Consider the following 1,060-nt stretch of genomic DNA (forward strand, 5'->3'; position numbering starts at 1 on the left):
TGATTGTTCTGGCTGTCTAACTTTGGTCCGTTATCCGGATCAGGGACAGTGCCTGGTGGGTAGTTTGACTGGGGCGGTCGCCTCCTAAAAGGTAACGGAGGCGCTCAAAGGTTCCCTCAGCCTGGTTGGCAATCAGGTGTCGAGTGTAAGTGCACAAGGGAGCTTGACTGTGAGACAGACATGTCGAGCAGGGACGAAAGTCGGAACTAGTGATCCGGCGGTGGCATGTGGGAGCACCGTCGCTCAACGGATAAAAGGTACCCCGGGGATAACAGGCTGATCTTCCCCAAGAGTCCATATCGACGGGATGGTTTGGCACCTCGATGTCGGCTCGTCGCATCCTGGGGCTGGAGTAGGTCCCAAGGGTTGGGCTGTTCGCCCATTAAAGCGGCACGCGAGCTGGGTTTAGAACGTCGTGAGACAGTTCGGTCCCTATCCGCTGCGCGCGCAGGAGACTTGAGAAGGGCTGCCCCTAGTACGAGAGGACCGGGGTGGACGAACCTCTGGTGTGCCAGTTGTTCCGCCAGGAGCACGGCTGGTTGGCTACGTTCGGGAGTGATAACCGCTGAAAGCATCTAAGCGGGAAGCACGCTTCAAGATGAGGTCTCCCACCGGGTTAACCGGGTAAGGCCCCCAGTAGACCACTGGGTTGATAGGCCAGAAGTGGAAGCGCGGTAACGTGTGGAGCTGACTGGTACTAATAGGCCGAGGGCTTGTCTCCAAACACACACCCCGTCTCTCGAGACGGACGGTGTGGACACAACAAACAGATACTTCAGAGACTTGCTGCGAATTTGACGAGATGACTCGCGTTCACTGTACGGTTCCCGAAATACGGTCAACCCCAGCCCCGTGTGGCTTGTGTGTGTTGATTTGATATTTCTATAGAGTTTCGGTGGCCATAGCGTCGGGGAAACACCCAGTCTCCATTCCGAACCTGGAAGTTAAGCCCGCCAGCGCCGATGGTACTGCGACCGGGAGGTCGTGGGAGAGTAGGACGCCGCCGGACATTCACACTGTTAAGGGCCACCCCATCCGGGGTGGCCCTTAACATTTGTCC

Annotated in this window: 2 rRNA genes; both read left to right on the forward strand. The window is 57.3% G+C overall.

The features are described from left to right. Positions 1-721: ribosomal RNA gene (locus AB0E69_RS41080) — 23S ribosomal RNA — on the forward strand; the annotation flags it as partial. 170 nt (positions 722-891) lie between these two features. Beyond that, a 5S ribosomal RNA gene (gene rrf / locus AB0E69_RS41085) occupies positions 892-1,009 on the forward strand. Positions 1,010-1,060 lie beyond the last annotated feature (51 nt).

Origin of the sequence: Kribbella sp. NPDC026611 (assembly GCF_040638345.1) — a bacterium.
Classification (GTDB): domain Bacteria; phylum Actinomycetota; class Actinomycetes; order Propionibacteriales; family Kribbellaceae; genus Kribbella.